Origin of the sequence: Mycobacterium intermedium, assembly GCF_002086275.1 — a bacterium.
Taxonomy (GTDB): domain Bacteria; phylum Actinomycetota; class Actinomycetes; order Mycobacteriales; family Mycobacteriaceae; genus Mycobacterium; species Mycobacterium intermedium.
The window spans coordinates 24237-39154 of record NZ_MVHT01000040.1 but is presented as its reverse complement, the minus strand read 5'-3'; the positions used below and the strand labels follow the sequence as shown (position 1 = coordinate 39154).

15 protein-coding genes are annotated in these 14918 nt (G+C 67.6%); 10 read left to right on the top strand and 5 right to left on the bottom strand.

Annotated features, from left to right (window positions below; translation table 11 throughout):
* Positions 1 to 125: 125 nt before the first annotated feature.
* Complete coding sequence (locus BST27_RS34520; RefSeq protein WP_069421393.1) at positions 126 to 1265, bottom strand: PE family protein; 1140 nt, start codon at positions 1263 to 1265, stop codon at positions 126 to 128.
* Between the two features lie 196 nt (positions 1266 to 1461).
* Positions 1462 to 1674, bottom strand: coding sequence for a hypothetical protein (locus BST27_RS15640; protein WP_069421429.1), 213 nt, complete (start codon positions 1672 to 1674; stop codon positions 1462 to 1464).
* A 41-nt stretch (positions 1675 to 1715) separates the two neighbouring features.
* Between BST27_RS15640 and BST27_RS15635 the strand changes: the two genes are divergently transcribed.
* Together BST27_RS15635 and BST27_RS15630 are read left to right on the top strand one after the other, a co-directional pair.
* Positions 1716 to 1961 (top strand): hypothetical protein, encoded by a 246-nt coding sequence (locus BST27_RS15635; protein ID WP_069421394.1) that lies wholly within the window; start codon positions 1716 to 1718, stop codon positions 1959 to 1961.
* Positions 1962 to 2118: 157 nt separating this feature from the next.
* Complete coding sequence (locus tag BST27_RS15630) at positions 2119 to 2487, top strand: DUF3349 domain-containing protein (protein ID WP_069421430.1); 369 nt, start codon at positions 2119 to 2121, stop codon at positions 2485 to 2487.
* Here the strand turns inward: BST27_RS15630 and BST27_RS15625 are convergent.
* Entirely contained in the window at positions 2476 to 3516 is a 1041-nt protein-coding gene (locus tag BST27_RS15625; protein ID WP_069421395.1) for an NAD(P)-dependent alcohol dehydrogenase, read from the bottom strand. The two genes, BST27_RS15630 and BST27_RS15625, sit on opposite strands and share 12 nt — an antisense overlap.
* Positions 3517 to 3634: 118 nt before the next feature.
* A complete protein-coding gene (locus tag BST27_RS15620; protein WP_069421396.1) occupies positions 3635 to 4669 on the bottom strand; it encodes an iron-siderophore ABC transporter substrate-binding protein in 1035 nt (344 codons plus the stop codon).
* Positions 4670 to 5011: 342 nt separating this feature from the next.
* Between BST27_RS15620 and ctaD the strand changes: the two genes are divergently transcribed.
* The 8 genes from ctaD to BST27_RS15580 all read left to right on the top strand — a co-directional run bounded on the left by ctaD (position 5012) and on the right by BST27_RS15580 (position 13532).
* Positions 5012 to 6772, top strand: a complete 1761-nt coding sequence (ctaD, locus tag BST27_RS15615) for an aa3-type cytochrome oxidase subunit I (RefSeq protein WP_069421431.1) — start codon at positions 5012 to 5014, stop codon at positions 6770 to 6772.
* 15 nt (positions 6773 to 6787) lie between these two features.
* A complete protein-coding gene (gene serB / locus BST27_RS15610; protein WP_069421397.1) occupies positions 6788 to 8023 on the top strand; it encodes a phosphoserine phosphatase SerB in 1236 nt (411 codons plus the stop codon).
* A 68-nt stretch (positions 8024 to 8091) separates the two neighbouring features.
* On the top strand, positions 8092 to 8952 hold the full coding sequence (locus BST27_RS15605) for an ABC transporter ATP-binding protein (protein ID WP_069421398.1): 861 nt from the start codon (positions 8092 to 8094) through the stop codon (positions 8950 to 8952).
* A complete protein-coding gene (locus tag BST27_RS15600; RefSeq protein WP_069421399.1) occupies positions 8949 to 9776 on the top strand; it encodes an NUDIX hydrolase in 828 nt (275 codons plus the stop codon). Before BST27_RS15605 ends, BST27_RS15600 begins: the two co-directional genes overlap by 4 nt.
* A 43-nt stretch (positions 9777 to 9819) precedes the next feature.
* Positions 9820 to 10593, top strand: a complete 774-nt coding sequence (locus tag BST27_RS15595; protein WP_069421400.1) for an enoyl-CoA hydratase — start codon at positions 9820 to 9822, stop codon at positions 10591 to 10593.
* A gap of 10 nt (positions 10594 to 10603) precedes the next feature.
* On the top strand, positions 10604 to 11587 hold the full coding sequence (locus tag BST27_RS15590; RefSeq protein WP_069421401.1) for a class I SAM-dependent methyltransferase: 984 nt from the start codon (positions 10604 to 10606) through the stop codon (positions 11585 to 11587).
* Complete coding sequence (locus tag BST27_RS15585) at positions 11584 to 12774, top strand: class I SAM-dependent methyltransferase (RefSeq protein ID WP_232007401.1); 1191 nt, start codon at positions 11584 to 11586, stop codon at positions 12772 to 12774. Before BST27_RS15590 ends, BST27_RS15585 begins: the two co-directional genes overlap by 4 nt.
* Before the next feature lie 77 nt (positions 12775 to 12851).
* Positions 12852 to 13532 carry an esterase gene (locus BST27_RS15580; protein ID WP_069421403.1) on the top strand — a complete coding sequence of 227 codons (681 nt, stop codon included), beginning with the start codon at positions 12852 to 12854 and terminating at the stop codon, positions 13530 to 13532.
* A gap of 31 nt (positions 13533 to 13563) precedes the next feature.
* Here the strand turns inward: BST27_RS15580 and BST27_RS15575 are convergent, their stop codons facing one another.
* Positions 13564 to 14847: a PQQ-binding-like beta-propeller repeat protein gene (locus BST27_RS15575; RefSeq protein WP_308205965.1), complete on the bottom strand. Its 1284-nt coding sequence runs from the start codon at positions 14845 to 14847 to the stop codon at positions 13564 to 13566.
* Between the last annotated feature and the right edge of the window lie 71 nt (positions 14848 to 14918).

Sequence of the window (14918 nt, the reverse complement as noted above, 5' to 3'; positions counted from 1 at the left end):
CGCCGGCGACACCGGTGCCACCCTTGCCTCCTATCTCGCCACCGCCACCATCATTGGCAAGTGGCATCTTTGTTGGCGACAGTTTCGTCGCTTGCTGACCTGCCGCGCGTAGCCATGAGGGCGGGCTATGGCAACCCGTTCGTCCCGTCGAATCCCAGCCACTGGCCGCCCTTGCCGCCAGGGCCGCCCGGCCCAGGGGGATCGCCTCCTACACCGTTGCCACCGTTGCCGCCGTGTCCGCCGTTGCCGATCAGCACCGCGTTACCGCCCGCCCCACCGGGGTGGCCGAGACCGAAGTAACCGTCTCCGCCCCGGCCGCCATCGCCGCCGTTGCCGAAAACTCCGCCTGTACCACCTGCGCCACCCCAGCCCGCACCTGGGCCAGTTCCCCCGTTGCCGCCGTGTCCGCCGTTGCCGATCAGCATTGCGCTGCCCCCAGCCCCGCCGTTACCGGCTTCGAAAAGACCTGAGTTTCCGCCCTGGCCACCGGCGCCGCCGTTGCCAATGAGCCCGGCCACGCCGCCGTTCCCGCCGCGACCGGCAATGCCGTTGCCTCCGGCGCCGCCGGCCCCACCCGTGCCAAACACATGTCCACCGGCGCCGCCGTCCCCGCCGAAACCCCCGCCGTACGCGCCGGCGCCGCCGCTGCCACCCATGCCGCCGGTGCCGTACAACCAGCCGCCGGCACCGCCGACACCACCAGCCGTACCGAATCCGCCGCCGGGGGCGTTGAAGGACAATGAGGTCAGGCCGGCCCCGCCCTTGCCGCCGTTGCCGATAAAACCGGCCGACCCACCCTTGCCGCCGGTGCCTTGCGACCCAGCGGACCCGCCGTTGCCGCCGTTGCCGAAGAGCCACCCACCATCGCCGCCCGCCTGCCCGGTGCCGTCGGCGCCGTTTGCGCCGTCGCCGATCAGCGGGCGTCCGGTCGCCGTCAGGAAGGGCGCGTTGATCAGATCCAGCAAGCTTTGCAGCGGCGAGGCCGCGGCAGCCTCCGCACTGGCGTACGACCCGGCGCTTGCAGCCAGCGCGAGCACGAACTGGTCATGAAATGCCGCCGCCTGCGCACTCAGAGCTTGATACTCCCGGCCGTAGGCGTCGAACAAGTCAGCAATTGCCGCCGATACCTCATCGCCGGCGGCGGCCAACAGCTGCGTCGTCGAGGTCGCCGCTGCGGCGTTGGCTGTGCCGAGCGCTGATCTGAGAATGGCCAGATCCGATGCTGCCGCCGTCATCATCTCCGGCGACGCGATTAGAAACGACATGTCTTCCCCCGACTAGCTGGTACTACCGAGCCCAGCCTCGCGCACACAGATTGGGTCGGTCTAAGTAATCGACTACCTAAATTGCTGGGGGTTCAGCGGCCATCCGCGCCACCGACGGCGGCCGATCATGCCAGCCGTTGCACCGAACAAGATCGAGACGGCTAACGACCGCAAAGCACTAGTCTGTCTGACTGACCTAGCTGGCCAGCCCGTCTTCCGCCAAGTAAGTGACCACGTACCACCGCCGGTCCGACCCGTCGAACTCCTCGGTCGGCGTGGCCTGCTCCAACCGAACGTCGGTCAAATGCGGGTTCTGCACGCGCACGTAGTCTTCCAGAGCGGCATGCAGAGCGCTGTCGGTTAGTGATGCGCCAGCTAGCGCTTTTGCCTCGTACCTCGCCCAACTCACGTCTTCCATCATGCTTGGCCCGGCTGGTTGGATGAACTCCCATGACGGTTTCGCAGCCCGAGATTCGCCGTTTCCGGATCCGCAGCCACGCCAATGCAGATCAGCACGCGATGCTGCAGCGAGCAGAGGAGAGGGCGCGCTCTGAGGTCGCAGCCAATGAGGAAGCCTTCGATGTCCACGTCGACGACGTCGTCCACATGAAGGCGACCGATCTCTGGTACTTCAGCTTCCAGGTCATCAAGCCCGGCGACGCCCGCAACGCGCGGCCACAGACGCTGCCGCATTGAGCGCTGCTAAACCGGCACGTGCCAAGCCGTGAACGGCGTGTGAATTGTCGCCGACGGCGCGTCGGCCACAGTAGCGGCGCGCGCACCCGACCGTGACACTGAGGGCGTGACCAAACTGGCGAAACCGACCTTCTCTCCGGCCGCGTTTTTCAAGGCAGTGCTGCGGTGGCTACAGGTCAGCTACCCCGACGGCGTCCCAGGGCCCGACCGGGTTCCGCTGCTCGCGCTGCTGCGCAGCACCCCGTTGACCGAGGACCAGCTCCGCGAGGTGGTGCAGCACATCACCGCCCCCGGTTCGCCGGCCACCGCCGACGGCGTGATCGACCGCGACGAGATCGCCGAATTCATCACCGAAACGACCAACCGCGACCCCGGCGGGGAGAACATCGCCCGCGTGGCCGGCAGGCTGGCCGCCGCCGGCTGGCCGTTGGCCGGTGTCGACGTCAGCGAGGTCGACGCCACCGATGTGGACGGAGAGGCCGCCGAAGCGGCCGCCTCACACGCCTCACCGGGCTCACATGGCTGAGATGTCGATGACGAAGCGGTAGCGCACGTCGCTGGCCAGCACCCGCTCGTACGCCTCGTTGACGTAATCCGGTGCGATGACTTCGATTTCGGGCGTGACGCCGTGCTCGGCGCAGAAGTTCAGCATCTCCTGCGTCTCGGCGATCCCACCGATGTTCGACCCGGACAGACTGCGCCGCGCCAGGGCCAACCCGAATGCCGGAACCGGCATGGGGTGCTCCGGGATGCCGAGTTCCACCAGGGTGCCGTCGACGTCGAGCAGGTTGAGGTACTTGCCCAGATCGAGGTTGGCCGACACGGTGTTGAGGATCAGGTCGAAACTGCTGCGCAGCTTCTTGAAGGTGGCGGGATCTGAGGTCGCGTAGTAACCGGTCGCTCCCAGGCGCAATCCGTCTTCCATCTTCTTCAGCGACTGCGACAGCACACTGACCTCGGCGCCCATGGCCTTGCCCAGCTTGACACCCACGTGGCCCAGGCCGCCCAGGCCGATGATGGCCAGCCGCGTGCCCGGCCCGGCCTTCCAGTGCCGCAGCGGAGAGTACAGGGTGATGCCGGCGCACAGCAGCGGCGCGGCTTTGTCCAGCGGCAGGGAGTCGGGGATTCGAACGACGAAGTCCTCGTCCACCACGACGGCCTGGCTGTAGCCGCCGTAGGTCGGCGTGCCGTCCCGGTCGATCGAGTTGTAGGTGAAGATCGGGCCCTTCTTGCAGTACTGCTCGAGCCCGGCCTTACAGCTGCTGCATTCGCGGCAAGAGTTCACCATGCAGCCCACGCCGACGTGGTCGCCGACCTTGTACTTCGTCACGTCGGAGCCGACGGCGGTTACGACGCCCGCGATTTCGTGGCCCGGGACGACGGGATAGTTCGGCACACCCCACTCGGCCTTGACGGTGTGGATGTCGGAGTGGCAGATGCCGGCGAATTTGATGTCGATCGCCACGTCGCGCGGTCCGGGGTCGCGGCGATTGATTGTGGTCTTGGTTAGCGGCTCGGTGGCTGACGTGGCTGCATACGCGGAAACAGTGCTCATGGCACCCCTCTTAATCTCTGACTCTGGTTCTCGCAAAAAGCTTAGCTAAGGTAACGGCCTGCGGGCCATCCGCGCAGGTGTGAGACTGGACGCACTGCCGCTTAGTGGACGGCTCCGTCTAGTTGATCGGTGCGTTGATCCAGCGCAGGTCGTTGACGATGCCGCGCGCCGCGACCAACCCCTGCCCGGCCTGCCAGACCTCGTTGTTGACCACGAAGACCCGGTTGTCGTGCGTGGCCGACAGTTTGCGCCACGGGCCGCTGTCCAAAATCACGGCGGCGCGGTCCGCGGCGGCCGGCGTCGAGCAGGACACATAAATGATGTCGGCGTCGGCCGCGGAGAAGTCCGGATTCTTGTCGAGGTCGGCGTCCGAGGTGGCGAACTCGATGTAGGGCTTGTCGGTGAAGCGTTGCGACGCCGGCCGGTCTACGCCGACCGCGGTGAGCACGCTGGCCGGGAAGTTGTTGGCGCCGTAGACCCGCATGGTGGCGTCGGTCAGCTGGACGATGGAGGCCTGGAAGTGGGTTGCGTCGCGCTTGGTTCCGACGTCGGTGGCTCGTTGCGTGAACCCCTTGAGCAACTCTTCCATCGCGGCGGCGCGAGCGGTCGCAGCGCCGACGCCGCGCAGGTTGGCTTCCCACGCCGCGCCGGGCGGGCCCGTGAACACCGTCGGCGCGATGTCCGCCAGCTGCGGGTACAGCTGTGGCGTCAGGCCCTGCGAGCCCAAGATCAGGTCGGGGTGTGCCGCGGCGATGGCATTGAGGTCCGGATTGCTTCGGGTGCCGACACCGGGCACGCCGTGGATCGCGTCGCCGAGGTACGCGGGCTGGGCCGGGGAACCGTCCGGCAACGCGGCGCCGACCACGCGCGATTGCAGGCCGAGGGCGCACAGACCGTCGAGTTGATCACCGGAAAGCACCACGATGCGTTGCGGCTCGGCGGGAACCTCGACCACCTCGGGGGTGACACCGGCGGCGTTGTGCGCTGGTCTGGTGGGCGCTCCGGGGTCGGGCGCGGCGGGTTCCTTCGCGCAGGATTCGTCGGGTTTGCGGTCGTTGCCCAACACGCCGGCCCCCGCGATCTGGGTGGTGGGGGTGGGTAGTGAGGGTGACGCCCCGGGGGCGGGTTGTTTGGATCCGCAGCCGCTGCACATGACCGTGGCCGCTGCTAGGAGGGCGACAACCCCTCGCGTCCGGCCGGATAACACGCGTCCGACGGTAACATCCGGCCAGCTCAGGCCCGGGCCACCGGCCAGGAGCGCGGCGCGGCGTTGCGCGGGCGCCCGCGCCGCTGAGTGCCCTGCTGCGGCGCCCGGTTTCGCGGTGGCAACGCGGTCACGACCGCGTCGTGAGCACCAATTACGACAGTTTGTAGGACCAGCCCTTCCGCCGACATGATCGCGGGCTAAGATTCGTGGCATTAGTGGTTTCTGAAGCGAAACCGGTTTTCGGGCTTTGTTCGGGTAGATGTCCGTGCTGGATGTTTGGAGGAGCTGTTGACAGCCGAAGCGCCCCCCTTGGGAGAACTCGAGGCCACTCGTCCCTACCCGGCCCGGACCGGCCCCAAAGGGAACCTGATCTACAAACTGATCACGACCACCGATCACAAGCTGATCGGCATCATGTACTGCGTCACCTGCTTCGCCTTCTTCTTGCTGGGCGGGTTGCTTGCGCTGTTGATGCGGACCGAGTTGGCGGTCCCTGGTCTGCAGTTCTTGTCCAATGAGCAGTTCAACCAGCTGTTCACCATGCACGGCACGATCATGTTGCTGTTCTATGCGACCCCGATCGTGTTCGGTTTCGCCAATCTGGTGCTGCCGCTGCAGATCGGTGCACCCGACGTGGCCTTCCCGCGGCTGAACGCCTTCTCCTTCTGGCTGTTCTTGTTCGGCGCCCTGGTCGGGGCCGCCGGCTTCATCACGCCCGGCGGCGCCGCCGACTTCGGCTGGACCGCTTACACCCCGCTGACCGACGCCATCCACTCGCCGGGCGCCGGTGGTGACCTGTGGATCATGGGTCTGATCGTCGCCGGTCTGGGCACCATCCTGGGCGCGGTCAACATGATCACGACGGTGGTCTGCATGCGCGCACCGGGGATGACGATGTTCCGGATGCCGATCTTCACCTGGAACATCTTGGTGACGTCCATCCTGGTGCTGATCGCCTTCCCGCTGCTCACCGCGGCGCTGTTCGGCCTGGCCGCCGACCGGCACCTGGGGGCACACATCTACGACTCGGCCAACGGCGGCGTCCTGTTGTGGCAGCACCTGTTCTGGTTCTTCGGCCACCCCGAGGTGTACATCATCGCGCTGCCGTTCTTCGGGATCGTCTCCGAGATCTTCCCGGTGTTCTCCCGCAAGCCGATCTTCGGCTACACCACGCTGGTGTACGCGACGCTGTCGATCGCCGCGCTGTCGGTGGCGGTGTGGGCGCACCACATGTTCGCGACCGGAGCCGTCCTGCTGCCGTTCTTCTCGTTCATGACGTACCTGATCGCCGTGCCCACCGGGATCAAGTTCTTCAACTGGATCGGCACTATGTGGAAGGGCCAGTTGACGTTTGAGACGCCGATGCTGTTTTCGGTCGGCTTCATGGTCACCTTCCTGCTGGGCGGCCTGACCGGCGTGTTGCTGGCCAGCCCGCCGCTGGACTTCCACGTGACCGACAGCTACTTCGTGGTCGCACACTTCCACTACGTGTTGTTCGGCACCATCGTGTTCGCCACCTACGCCGGCATCTACTTCTGGTTCCCCAAGATGACCGGTCGGCTGCTCGACGAGCGGCTGGGCAAGGTCCACTTCTGGTTGACGTTCATCGGTTTCCACACCACGTTCCTGGTGCAGCACTGGGTTGGCGACCTGGGCATGCCCCGTCGTTACGCCGACTACCTGGCATCCGACGGCTTCCAGAGCTACAACGTCGTCTCGACCATCGGCGCCTTCATCCTGGGCGCGTCGATGCTGCCGTTCGTCTGGAATGTCTTCAAGAGCTGGCGTTACGGCGAGGTGGTGACCGTCGACGACCCATGGGGCTACGGCAACTCCTTGGAGTGGGCCACCAGTTGCCCGCCGCCGCGGCACAACTTCACCGAGCTGCCCCGCATCCGCTCGGAGCGTCCGGCGTTCGAGTTGCACTATCCGCACATGGTTGAGCGGATGCGCGCCGAGGCCCACATTGGGCGCCACGCCACGGTCGGCGAGTCGCCGAAGGGATTGGGCCCGCGGACTGAGGCCGATCGCTCGACCAGTGATCAGTAGCGACGGCAACCTGGGGTGAGCGCTTCGCCCAAGGTATCGGTGCTCATCACCGTCACCGGTGTCGATCAACCGGGCGTGACGTCTGCGCTCTTCGCGGTCCTCGCCCGGCACGGCGTCGAGCTTCTCAACGTCGAGCAGGTCGTGATCCGGGGTCGGCTGACGCTCGGCGTGCTGGTGTCGTGCCCCCGCGACGTTGCCGAGGGCGAAGCGTTGAGCGAGGAGGTCACGGCTGCCATCCACGGCGTCGGCCTTGAGGTCGCGATCGAGCGCAGCGACGACCTGCCGATCATTCAAAAGCCGTCGACCCACACCATCTTTCTGCTGGGCCGGCCGATCACTGCCGAGGCGTTCGCCGCGGTGGCCAAGGAGGTCGCCGGCCTGGGCGTCAACATCGACTTCATCCGCGGCATCTCCGACTACCCGGTCACCGGCCTCGAATTGCGCGTTTCAGGGCCGCCGGACGTCGCCGGCGAACTGCAGACCGCGCTGACGAAGGTGGCCGTCGACCAGCATGTCGACGTGGCCGTCGCCGACTACGGCCTGGCGTGGCGGACCAAGCGGCTCATCGTGTTCGACGTCGATTCGACGCTGGTCCAGGGCGAGGTCATCGAAATGCTGGCCGCGCGGGCCGGAGCGCAGGGAACCGTCGCCGCGATCACCGAAGCCGCCATGCGCGGTGAGCTGGATTTCGCCGAGTCGCTCGAACAGCGGGTGGCCACCCTGGCCGGGTTGCCGGCCACGGTGATCGACGACGTCGCCGCGCAGCTCGAATTGATGCCGGGTGCCCGCACCACGATAAGAACGTTGCGTCGCTTGGGTTTTCGCTGCGGCGTAGTCTCGGGTGGCTTCCGGCGAATCATCGAACCACTGGCCCGCGACCTGATGTTGGACTTCGTCGCCGCCAATGAGCTGGAAATTGTGGACGGGATCTTGACCGGGCGGGTGCTCGGACCGATCGTCGACCGGCCGGGGAAGGCCAAGGCGCTGCGCGCGTTTGCCGACCAGTACGGGGTACCGATGGAGCAGACCGTCGCGGTAGGTGACGGCGCCAACGACATCGACATGCTCGCGGCAGCTGGACTCGGCATCGCGTTCAACGCCAAGCCTGCGCTGCGCGAGGTCGCCGATGCGTCCCTCAGCCACCCATACCTGGACACGGTGCTGTTCCTGCTCGGAGTGACGCGCGGCGAGATCGAGGCCGCCGACGCCGCCGACGGCACGCTCCGGCGCGTCGAGATCCCGGCCGACTAGCCCGCCAAGCAGAGCGAAAGCTCCAATTTTCGGGATGAGACGGGGGCTTTTGCGTCTGCCCGGCAGGCATACGGCACGATGGTCGGGTGCCTGACACTGGCTTTTTAGAGGCCGATCCCGACCTGCTGATCGACTTCCGAAACGTCTCACTGCGCCGCGACGGTCGCACCCTCGTCGGGCCCGTGGACTGGGCCGTCGAACTGGACGAACGCTGGGTGATCATCGGGCCCAACGGTGCCGGAAAGACGTCGTTGCTCAAGATCGCCGCGGCCGCCGAGCACCCATCGTCGGGGATCGCGTTCGTGCTGGGGGAGCGGCTCGGCCGGGTCGACGTCACCGAGCTTCGGTCCCGGATCGGGCTGAGCTCCGCGGCTCTGGCCCAGCGGGTGCCCGACAACGAAGTGGTACGCGACCTGGTTGTGTCGGCTGGCTACTCGGTGCTGGGCCGGTGGCGCGAGCACTACGAGGACCTCGATTACCGTCGCGCGATCGACATGCTGGAAAGCCTTGGCGCCGAACACCTCGCGGACCGCAGCTACGGGACGCTGTCGGAGGGTGAGCGCAAACGAGTCCTGATCGCTCGTGCCTTGATGACCGATCCGGAACTGCTGTTGCTCGACGAACCGGCGGCGGGCCTGGATCTGGGTGGCCGCGAGGAACTGGTGGCGCGGCTGGCCGACCTGGCGGCCGACCCCGATGCGCCCGCACTGGTGCTGGTCACCCATCACGTGGAGGAGGTGCCGCCGGGCTTCACCCACTGCCTGCTGTTGTCCGAGGGGCAAGTGGTGGCGTCGGGCTTGTTGCCCGACGTGCTGACCGCCGAGAATCTGTCTGCGGCGTTCGGTCAACGGATCGCGCTCGAGGTGGTCGACGGACGCTACTTCGCTCGGCGGGTTCGTACCCGCGCAGCCCACCGGAGGCAGTCATGACCACACCCGAGCCGCTGCCGGCCCGGCCGGCGGCGACCGTGATGCTGATCCGCGACACATCCGCGGGCCTGAAAATCTTCCTGATGCGTCGCCACTCGAAGATGGAGTTCGCGCCCGGGGTGATCGTGTTCCCGGGCGGCGGCGTCGACGACCGGGACCGCAACGCCGACTTGCAGGGGCAAGGCGCCTGGGCAGGGCCGCCGCCGCAGTGGTGGGCGCAGCGCTTCGGCGTCGAGACCGACCTCGCCGAGGCGCTGGTGTGCGCCGCCGTCAGGGAAACCTTCGAGGAGTCCGGGGTGTTGTTCGCCGGCCCCGCCGACGACCCCGACACCATCGTCGGCGACGCCTCGGTCTACCACGACGCGCGGCGCGCCCTGGACGACCGGACGCTGTCGTTCGCGGATTTCCTGCGCACCGAAAATCTGGTGTTGCGTACCGACCTGCTGCGCCCGTGGGCCAACTGGGTCACCCCGGAAGCCGAACGCACCCGCCGCTACGACACCTACTTCTTCGTGGCGGCGTTGCCGGAAGGACAGCGCGCCGACGGCGACAACACCGAATCCGACCAGTCCGGGTGGGCCTTGCCGCAGGACGCCATCGACGACTTCGAGGCGGGCCGCAACGTCCTGCTGCCGCCGACCTGGACCCAGCTGGATTCGCTGGCCGGTCGGCGTGTCGCCGATGTGTTGGCCGTCGAACGTCAGATCGTGACCGTGCAGCCGCTGTTGGAGAAGCGGGGCGACAACTGGGTCTTCGAGTTTTTCGACTCCGACCGCTACCACCGGGCGCGGCAGGCCGGCGGATCCTTGGACTGGCCCTTTTGAGCGCGCCAGTGAGCGCGCCAGTGAACGCGAAAGAGAACACCCGGTGAGCGAGTTCGTCAGTGTCGTGGTCAGCGACGGTTCGCAAGATGCGGGCCTGGCGATGCTGCTGTTGTCGCGTCCGCCGACCAATGCGATGACCCGCCAGGTGTACCGCGAAATCATCGCCGCGGCAGACGAGCTCGGTCGCCGCGACGACGTCGCCGCGGTCATTCTGTTCGGTGGCCACGAGATCTTCTCCGCCGGCGACGACATGCCCGAACTGCGGACACTGACGCCTCAGGAGGCCGACACCGCGGCGCGGGTGCGGCGCGAGGCGATCGACGCCGTGGCGGCGATCGGGAAACCGACCGTGGCCGCGATCACCGGCTATGCACTGGGCGCCGGGCTCACGCTTGCGCTCGCGGCCGACTGGCGGGTCAGCGGCGACAACGTGAAGTTCGGCGCGACCGAGATCCTGGCCGGCCTGATTCCCAGTGGCGGCGGGATGGCGCGACTCGCCCACGTCACGGGCGCCAGCAGGGCCAAGGAACTGGTGTTCAGTGGACGCTTCTTCGACGCCGAAGAAGCGCTGGCCCTGGGCCTGATCGATGACATGGTCGCTCCCGACGACGTCTACGACGCCGCGGCCACCTGGGCGCGCCGCTTTCTGGACGGCCCGCCGTACGCGCTGGCCGCCGCCAAGGCTGGGATCAATGCCGTTTTCGAGGACGGTGCCGCCACAGCCGACGAGGTGCGCGCCGCCGAACGTCGCCGCTATGTCGAGGTGTTCGCCGCTGGTCAGGAAGGGGCCAAGCGGGAGGACCGGGACAGCCGTTAGGCTGCCCTGCATGACGAGGAGTACGGAAATCCCCGCTGACGCCGTTCCCAATCCGCACGCCACCGCGGAACAGGTGGAAGCCGCGCGCCATGACACCAAGCTCGCGCAGGTGCTGTACCACGACTGGGAGGCCGAGAGCTACGACGACAAATGGTCGATCTCCTACGACCAGCGCTGCGTCGACTATGCCCGCGGCCGGTTCGACGCCATCGTTCCCGACGAAGTCCTGCGTCAACTGCCCTACGACCGCGCGCTGGAGCTGGGCTGCGGCACCGGGTTCTTCCTGCTCAACCTGGTCCAGGCGGGGGTGGCCCGGCGCGGCTCGGTCACCGACCTTTCGCCCGGGATGGTCAAGGTCGCCACTCGCAACGGGCAATCGTTGGGGCTCGACATCGACGGACGGGTCGCCGACGCCGAAGGCATCCCGTACGACGACAACACCTTCGACCTGGTGGTGGGGCACGCCGTGCTGCACCACATCCCCGACGTCGAACTGTCGCTGCGGGAGGTGATTCGGGTCCTCAAGCCCGGCGGCCGGTTCGTGTTCGCCGGGGAGCCCACGACCGTCGGCAACGAATACGCACGCACGTTGTCCACCCTGACCTGGCGCGTCGCCACCAACGTCACCAAGCTGCCCGGTTTGGGTAGTTGGCGGCGCCCGCAAGCCGAACTCGACGAGTCCTCGCGCGCCGCGGCACTCGAGGCGATCGTCGACCTGCACACGTTCAGGCCGGGCGATCTGGAGCGAATGGCCACCAATGCCGGTGCAATCGAGGTGCGTACGGCCAGCGAGGAGTTCACCGCCGCGATGTTCGGTTGGCCGGTGCGCACGTTCGAAGCATCGGTGCCGCCCGGACGGTTGGGCTGGGGCTGGGCGAAGTTCGCCTTCACCGGCTGGAAGGCCCTGAGCTGGGTGGACGCCAACATCTGGCGGCACGTCGCCCCGAAGGGCTGGTTCTACAACGTGATGGTCACCGGGGTCAAGCCCTCCTGAACAGCGGTGCCGCCGGTCTTACCTTCAGCACCGACGACGTCGTCTTCCTGCGGTCGCCAGCCGGTGCGGCGGCGCTGCGGGCCGTCGCCGAATACGCACTGACCGACGCGACACGCGTCGCCGATGTCGCGGCGGTGCGCGCCCGGTTCGGAGCGCGGACGCCGGTCCTCATCGAGACCACGTTGCTGCGTCGGCGGGCGCGCGAGAAGCTGGGCGATCGCGCCCTGCAGTGGCTGTTCACCGAAGAGGCGCTGCAGCAGGCCACCACCCGCGAGGTGGCAGAGCGCAGGGCCCGCAGACTGGCCGGTCGCGTCGTCCACGACGCGACGTGTTCGATCGGCACTGAAGTAGCGGCACTGCGGGAGACGGCGGCCCGCGTGGTCGGCAGCGACATCGATCCGGTGCGGTTGGCGATGGCGCGCCACAACCTCGGTCCCACCGCCGCGCTGTGCCGCGCCGACGCGCTGCACCCGGTGACGCGAGACGCGGTCGTCGTCGTCGACCCGGCGCGCCGCAGCGGCGGCCGCCGACGATTCAGTCTCGATGACTACCAGCCCCCGCTCGGTGCCCTGCTGGATACCTATCACGGCCGCGATCTGGTCGTAAAGTGTTCTCCTGGAATCGATTTCGAGCAGGTGCAGCGACTCGGGTTCGACGGCGAGATCGAGCTGACGTCCTACCGCGGCTCGGTGCGTGAGGCTTGTCTGTGGACGGCGGGCCTGGCCGACCCCGGTGTCCGCCGACGGGCGAGCGTGCTCGACAGCGGCGAGGAAGTCACCGACTCCGATCCCGATGACTGCCCAGTGCGTCCGGCCGGGCGTTGGATCGTCGATCCCGACGGGGCCATCGTCCGTGCCGGTCTGGTCCGGCAGTACGCCACCCGCCATGGCCTCTGGCAGCTCGACCCCGACATCGCCTACCTGTCCGGTGATCGGCTTCCTGCCTCGGTGCGGGGCTTCGAGGTGCTCGAGCGGCTGCCGTTCGATGAGCGCCGGTTGCGCCAGGCGCTGACCGCGATGGACTGCGGGGCATTGGAAATACTGGTCCGCGGCGTCCGGGTCGACCCGGATGTGCTGCGACGACGGCTGCGGTTGCGCGGCAGCCGGCCGCTGTCGTTGGTTATCACCCGCTTCGGTTCCGGGACAGCCAGTCACGCAGTGGCTTTCGTTTGCTGTCCCTCCCGGTAACGCCCAGGTACGCTGAGCGCGATTACCTATTGGGTGACGCCAACGCCACCAAGTCTCTTCTGCGAGGACAATCGACGATGCGTTTTGTGATAGCGGCCGCCACGGTGGCGGCCGCGGCCCTGCTGAGCTGGCCGGCGGCCGCGGCGCCCCCGTCGTGCGCGAGCCTGGGCGGTACCGTCGACTCGGCGCAGCTCTGCCACGTGCGCGCGTCGACCACCGCCTACACGTTGGACCTGACGTTTCCCGTCGACTATCCCGATCAGCAAGCGCTGACCGACTACGTCACGCAGAACCGGGACGGCTTCGTCAACGTCGCACAGGGCTCGGGAAGGCGCGACCAGCCGTACCAGATGGAGGCCACCACCGAACAGCACACGTCCGGCCAGCCGCCGCGCACCCGGAGCGTGGTGCTCAAGTTCTTCCAAGACCTGGGCGGGACGCACCCGTCGACCTGGTACAAGACCTTCAACTACAACCTCGGCACCAAGCAGCCGATTACCTTCGACACGCTGTTTGCGCCCAACACAAACCCACTGGACGCCATCTTCCCGATCGTCCAGCGCGAGCTGGAGCGCCAGAGCACGCTGGCTCTGGCGATATCGCCCGGCGCGGGCCACGACTCGACCAACTACCAGAATTTCGCCATCACCGACGACCAGTTGATTTTCTACTTCGCTCCGGGCGAGTTGCTGCCTTCGTTCGCCGGTCCGACACAGGTCGGGGTGCCCCGCAGCGCGATCCCGCCGCTGGCGATCTAGCCGGTCGGCTCGGACCGCCCTCCGATCGCCTCTAGGCCGGCGCGAAGCTGTAAACCTGGCCGTCGCTGGTCGCGGTCACCACCCGCCGATCGGTGCCGATCGCCACTCCCACCGGGTAGCCGGTGGCCTCGGGCAGCGGATATGTATTGAGCGTGCGGCCGCTGTCCGGGTCGAAGACCAACAGGGACAGCCCGGGGCCCTGGTCGTCGTTGTCACGGGGTGGACCGGCCACCACTGTGTAACCGGCGTCGCCACTGGCCAGGCTTGACGTCGACAGCGGGCTGACGTCGTCGCGTCGCCAGGCCTGGTCGGCGTGATCACCGGCGTCCCTAAACGCCGCCAAACGGGTGTTTGGCCCGCCGCCGGAGACGATCAGTCCCTTCGGCGTGACCGTAGGCGGTGTTTGAGCGGAGAACCCCAACGGCACCGACCACTTCACCTTGCCGTCGGCCGCGTGTACTGCCCAGAGGCGCTGATCACGACCGTTGACGTACACGGTTTGCCCGTCCGCGGACAGGACCGGGCTGCCCAGGATGCCCGCGCTGACGGCCTCGCTGGTCCACTCGCGGACCAGCGACGGGTTCTGACCGGGGTGGTATTTCAGCCCGACCAGCCCGGCGGTCGGCGCGCCTGGCTGCCACAGACCGACCACCACCGTCTGGCTGGCCGGTGAAAATGCCGGCGCGCTCGCCACCGGGCAGTTCGGACCGGCCTGGCTGCAGTCGTCCAGCCCGCGGGTCGCATCCTTGGGATCCAGGCCCTCCACCAGGTCGAGCGCGCTGCCGGCCAGCTTGCCGCGATGAGCGTCGAAAATCAGCACCTGACCCAAATGGGTGGTCACCAGCAGCTGGCCCCCACCCAGGAAGCGGGGGGTCAAGGGCAGCCCGATGACGGGCTGACGCCAGCGCGTCCACTGAGTGACGGGGAAGGCGATGATGGCTCCGGGTTGGCCCACGTACATGTTGTCGAAGCCGTCGAGCAACGGACCCGCAAAGCCGCCGCCCTGGACCAAACGGACACACCAGCGTTGCCGGCCGTTGCGCTTGTTTTCCCACTCCATCAGCGAACATCCGGCGGGAGTTTGTGCGTTGAGGGCGAGGTAACCGCGGTCGCTCAGGGCCGGCTGCGCGCCCAGGCTGCCCTTGACGGACCTTGTCCAGGCCAGCTTGAGCTTGGTCGCGCCGGCTCTATCGGTGTAGCTGCTGTTGGCCGCATCGCCGTACTGCGCGGGCCAGCCCTGAGCGGGAGCCGCATCGACCCAGGAGTCGGTGTTGCCGCATCCGCCGAGCCCCACCGCGAGTACGGCCCCCGAAATTGCCACAGAAATCGCCGCAATGACACGTCGAGCAAGCACCGTGGATTACAAAACCTTTCTGGATGCGGGGT

Excerpts from the sequence above, each read along its gene's own strand:
- BST27_RS15590 (WP_069421401.1), top strand. The coding sequence starts at position 10,604 with ATGACGAGGAGTACGGAAATCCCCGCTGACGCCGTTCCCAATCCGCAC.
- BST27_RS15580 (WP_069421403.1), top strand. The coding sequence starts at position 12,852 with ATGCGTTTTGTGATAGCGGCCGCCACGGTGGCGGCCGCGGCCCTGCTG.
- BST27_RS15600 (WP_069421399.1), top strand. The coding sequence starts at position 8,949 with ATGACCACACCCGAGCCGCTGCCGGCCCGGCCGGCGGCGACCGTGATG.
- BST27_RS15635 (WP_069421394.1), top strand. The coding sequence starts at position 1,716 with ATGACGGTTTCGCAGCCCGAGATTCGCCGTTTCCGGATCCGCAGCCAC.
- BST27_RS15625 (WP_069421395.1), bottom strand. The coding sequence starts at position 3,516 with ATGAGCACTGTTTCCGCGTATGCAGCCACGTCAGCCACCGAGCCGCTA.
- BST27_RS34520 (WP_069421393.1), bottom strand. The coding sequence starts at position 1,265 with ATGTCGTTTCTAATCGCGTCGCCGGAGATGATGACGGCGGCAGCATCG.
- BST27_RS15620 (WP_069421396.1), bottom strand. The coding sequence starts at position 4,669 with ATGTGCAGCGGCTGCGGATCCAAACAACCCGCCCCCGGGGCGTCACCC.